At 76.9% G+C, this 3,910-nt stretch carries 4 protein-coding genes; all 4 read left to right on the top strand.

Translation table 11 applies throughout. The features are described from left to right. Positions 1–63 precede the first annotated feature (63 nt). The 4 genes from mnmA (at position 64) to DLJ47_RS33665 (ending at position 3,873) form a co-directional block, all read left to right on the top strand. Entirely contained in the window at positions 64–1,137 is a 1,074-nt protein-coding gene (mnmA, locus tag DLJ47_RS33680; RefSeq protein ID WP_109906204.1) for a tRNA 2-thiouridine(34) synthase MnmA, read from the top strand. A gap of 252 nt (positions 1,138–1,389) precedes the next feature. Beyond that, entirely contained in the window at positions 1,390–2,394 is a 1,005-nt protein-coding gene (locus tag DLJ47_RS33675) for a methionine synthase (protein WP_109906202.1), read from the top strand. Positions 2,395–2,430: 36 nt separating this feature from the next. Next, the gene (locus DLJ47_RS33670; RefSeq protein ID WP_199236114.1) at positions 2,431–2,796 is read left to right on the top strand and encodes a VOC family protein; all 366 of its coding nucleotides are present in this window, start codon (positions 2,431–2,433) and stop codon (positions 2,794–2,796) included. 54 nt (positions 2,797–2,850) lie between these two features. Continuing rightward, positions 2,851–3,873, top strand: coding sequence for an ADP-ribosylglycohydrolase family protein (locus tag DLJ47_RS33665; RefSeq protein WP_109906198.1), 1,023 nt, complete (start codon positions 2,851–2,853; stop codon positions 3,871–3,873). The last annotated feature ends 37 nt before the right edge of the window (positions 3,874–3,910 follow it).

Here is a 3,910-nt window from a genome sequence, read left to right as displayed (position 1 = left end):
ATCCCCGCCCGGGGAGTGGGGGCCGGGCGGGGATAGGCTCGATGGGGTGAAGGGAGTGAGCCGGTGAGGGTGTTGGCGGCGATGTCCGGCGGGGTCGACTCGGCGGTCGCGGCGGCGCGTGCCGTGGAGGCCGGGCACGAGGTGACCGGCGTGCACCTGGCGCTCGCCCGGAACCCGCAGACCTACCGCACCGGTGCGCGCGGCTGCTGCACCCTGGAGGACTCGCGGGACGCCCGGCGGGCCGCCGACGTGATCGGCATCCCGTTCTACGTCTGGGACATGGCCGACCGGTTCCACTCCGACGTGGTGGACGACTTCGTCGCCGAGTACGCCGCCGGCCGTACCCCGAACCCCTGCCTGCGCTGCAACGAGAAGATCAAGTTCGCCGCGGTGCTGGACCGCGCCGTGGCCCTGGGCTTCGACGCCGTGGTCACCGGCCACCACGCCCGGCTCGGCGCCGACGGGCTGCTGCGGCGCAGCGTCGACGCGGCCAAGGACCAGTCGTACGTGCTCGCGGTGCTCACCCGTGAGCAGCTGGACCGGTCGATGTTCCCGCTCGGCGACTCGACCAAGGCGCAGGTCCGCGCGGAGGCCGCCCGGCGTGGCCTGGCGGTGGCCGACAAGCCCGACTCGCACGACATCTGCTTCATCGCCGACGGCGACACCCGTGGCTTCCTCGCCCAGCGGCTCGGCCAGGCCCCGGGCGACGTGGTCGACGCGACCACCGGCGCGGTGGTCGGCAGCCACACCGGCGCGTACGCGTACACGGTCGGCCAGCGGCGGGGGCTGCACCTGGACCGCCCCGCGCCGGACGGCCGGCCGCGCTACGTGCTCTCCATCACCCCGAAGACCAACACGGTGACCGTCGGCCCGGCCGAGGCGCTGGAGGTCGCCCGGGTGCGCGCCGAGCGTCCGGTGTGGACCGGCGGCCCGCGTCCGGAGGCGCCGGTGGAGTGCGAGGTGCAGCTGCGGGCGCACGGCGACGTGGTGCCCGCCACCGTCACGCTGGACGGCGACACGTTCCAGGCCGAGCTGCGCCGGCCCGTCCGGGGCGTGGCCGCCGGGCAGGCCGTGGTGGCGTACCGGCCGGATCCGGCCGGCGACATCGTGCTCGGCTCCGCCACCATCGCCGGCTGACCACGCCGTCCGCCGCGACCTCGGCGGCTCCCGACGTCCGCGCCGCCGTCACGGCCTCCCGACGGTGGGCCGCCGCCGTCACGGCCTCCGGAGGGGCGCGCCGTCGCCGTCACGGCCTCCCGACGTCCGCGCCGCCGTCACGGCCTCCCGACGGTGGGCCGCCGCCGTCACGGCCGCCCGACGGCGCGCCGACCGGTCGGCGGGTGGCCGGCGGTGGCGTGGCCGGGTCCGGGTACCGGATAGTCTTCGGCCGTGACACACCAGGCATGGCCGTGGCCGGCCGGCGCGGCGACCGGCATCGGCTCGCTGCCCGGCACCGACATCGCCGAGGCGCAGCGGATCGTCCTCGGTGAGCTGCCCGCCCTGCCGCACCCCGCGGAACTGCCGGCGCGTGGGCCCGGTGCCGACCTGATCGGCCGGACGGCCGGGCTGCTGGTCGAGCTGCCGGTGGAGCTCTACGCCGCCCGCTGGCGGATCGCGCCCCGGCCCGGCCGGGACCTGCGCCGCGCCCGCGACCTCATGGAACGGGACCTCGACCAGCTCGCCGAGCAGGCCGAGGAGTACGCCGGGCCGGTCAAGGTGCAGGTCGGCGGCCCGTTCACCCTGGCCGCCGCGCTGGAGCTGCCGATCGGCGGCCGGCTGCTCGGCGACCCCGGCGCGGTGCGCGACCTCGCCGGATCCCTCGCCGAGGGGGTCCGCGAGCACGTCGCGGCGGTCACCCGCCGGCTGCCGCGCGCCTCGGTGCTGCTCCAGCTGGACGAGCCGTCGCTGCCGACCGTACTGGCCGGGCGGGTGCCCACGGAGAGCGGCTTCGGCACCCACCGGGCGGTGGAGTCCGGCGCCGCCGCCGCGCTGCTGCGGACGGTGGTCGAAGCGGCCGGCGTGCCGACAGTGGTGCACTGCTGCGCTCCCGACGTGCCGCTGGAGCTGATCCGCTCAGCCGGGGCGGTCGGGGTGGCGCTCGACCTGAGCCTGGTCACCGACCTCGACCCGCTCGGCGAGGCGATCGACGCCGGGCTCGGCCTGCTGGCGGGCGCCGCGCCCACCCGGCCGCCGTCACCCGGTCGCGCCCCCACCTCGGCCGAGGTCGCCGACCGGGTACGCCAGCTCTGGGACCGCCTCGGCTTCCCGCGCCGCCGGCTCGCCGAGCAGGTGGTGGTCACCCCGGCCTGCGGGCTCGCCGGTGCGCCGCCGCAGTACGCCCGCGCGGTGCTGACCGCCTGCCGGGACGCGGGCCGGCGGCTCGCCGAGGACTGACGTTTTCCGTCGTATTCACTGGGCAGGATGACGGGCATGGTTGGACAGCTGCGCTCAACGGTGATCGACTGCCCCGACCCGCAGGCCCTGGCCGCGTTCTATTCCGAGCTGCTCGGCCTGCCGCTGATCGAGGAGGACTGCGCGGACGACTGGGTGGTCCTCGGCGGCCGGGCCGGGCACCAGCCGAGGTTGGCGTTCCAGTACGCGCCCAACCTGCGTCCGCCGTCCTGGCCGGATCCGGAGCGGCCCCAGCAGTTCCACCTCGACGTCACGGTGGACGACATCGAGACCGCCGAGAAGGCGGTGCTGGCGCTGGGCGCCCGCCGGCTGCCCGGCGAGGGTGAGGGCTGGCGCGTCTACGCCGACCCCGCCGGCCACCCGTTCTGCCTCTGCTGGGACTGAGCCGCACCGGCCCTGCGGGCCACCCGCCCCTGGGCGGGGTAGCGGTGGGCGGGCATGATCGCGAGTGTGATCGACTCCTCGCTCCAGCGGGCCGCCGGCTCGCTCTTCGGCCTCGCCTACGGTGACGCGCTGGGCCGGCCGACCGAGTTCCTGACCGTCGCCGAGATCGTCGACCGCTACGGCCCGGCCGGCCCCCGGGAACTCTCCGGCGACCCGGTGCTGGTCACCGACGACACCCAGATGGCGCTCGCGGTCGGCTGGGCGCTGCACGACGCACCGGCCTGGACGCCGGAGGCGGTCGAGCCGCTGCTGCGCCGGCGCTTCCTGGACTGGGCGGTCAGCCCCGACAACAACCGGGCCCCGGGCATGACCTGCCTGCGGGCCTGCGCCGAGCTGGGCCGGGGGCTGCGCTGGCAGGAGGCGACGGTGGCCGGTTCCAAGGGTTGCGGCGCGAACATGCGGGTCACCCCGGTCGGGCTGCTCGACGTCGACCTGGACACCCTCGCCGGGCTGGCCCAGCTCCAGGCCGGCCTGACCCACGGTCACCCGACCGGTCTCGCGGCCAGCGAACTGACCGCGTACGCGGTGCGGCTGCTCCGCGAGGGGGCCGCGCTGGCCGAACTACCCGGGCTGCTCACCGACCGGGCCCGGGAGCAGTGCCGCACCTACCGGGCGGACTGGCTGGGTGACCTCTGGCAGCGGCCGGGCGGCCAGTCGCCGGCCGACTTCATCGCCCGCGGCTGGGACGAGTGCCGCTCGGCGCTGGACCGGCTGACCGCCGCGCTGGCCCGGCCCGACGACGGCGGTGACCCGTGCCGGCACACCGGCGACGGCTGGGTGGCCGAGGAGGCGCTGGCCACGGCGTTGTACTGCGCCATCCGGCACGCCGACGACCCGGTCGGCGCGCTGGCCCGGGGCGCCACCACGGCCGGCGACTCCGACTCGATCGCCGCCCTGGCCGGGGCCTTCGTCGGCGCGGCCGCCGGCATGCCCGCCTGGCCCGCCGACTGGGCCACCCGCATCGAGTACGCCGACCAACTCGCCGCCCTGGCAACCCCGCAGCGCAGCGGGGACTAGCCGGTGGGGAGGTGGGGCAGGGTGCGGAGGTGACGCC

Origin of the sequence: Micromonospora sp. S4605 (assembly GCF_003176715.1) — a bacterium.
Classification (GTDB): domain Bacteria; phylum Actinomycetota; class Actinomycetes; order Mycobacteriales; family Micromonosporaceae; genus Micromonospora; species Micromonospora echinaurantiaca.
Note: the sequence above shows the minus strand (reverse complement) of the source record. Positions and strands in the feature narration are given on the sequence as shown.

Bases quoted from the DNA above. Each gene is read 5' to 3' on its own strand.
- DLJ47_RS33670 (WP_199236114.1), top strand. From the start codon at position 2,431: ATGGTTGGACAGCTGCGCTCAACGGTGATCGACTGCCCCGACCCGCAG.
- DLJ47_RS33665 (WP_109906198.1), top strand. From the start codon at position 2,851: ATGATCGCGAGTGTGATCGACTCCTCGCTCCAGCGGGCCGCCGGCTCG.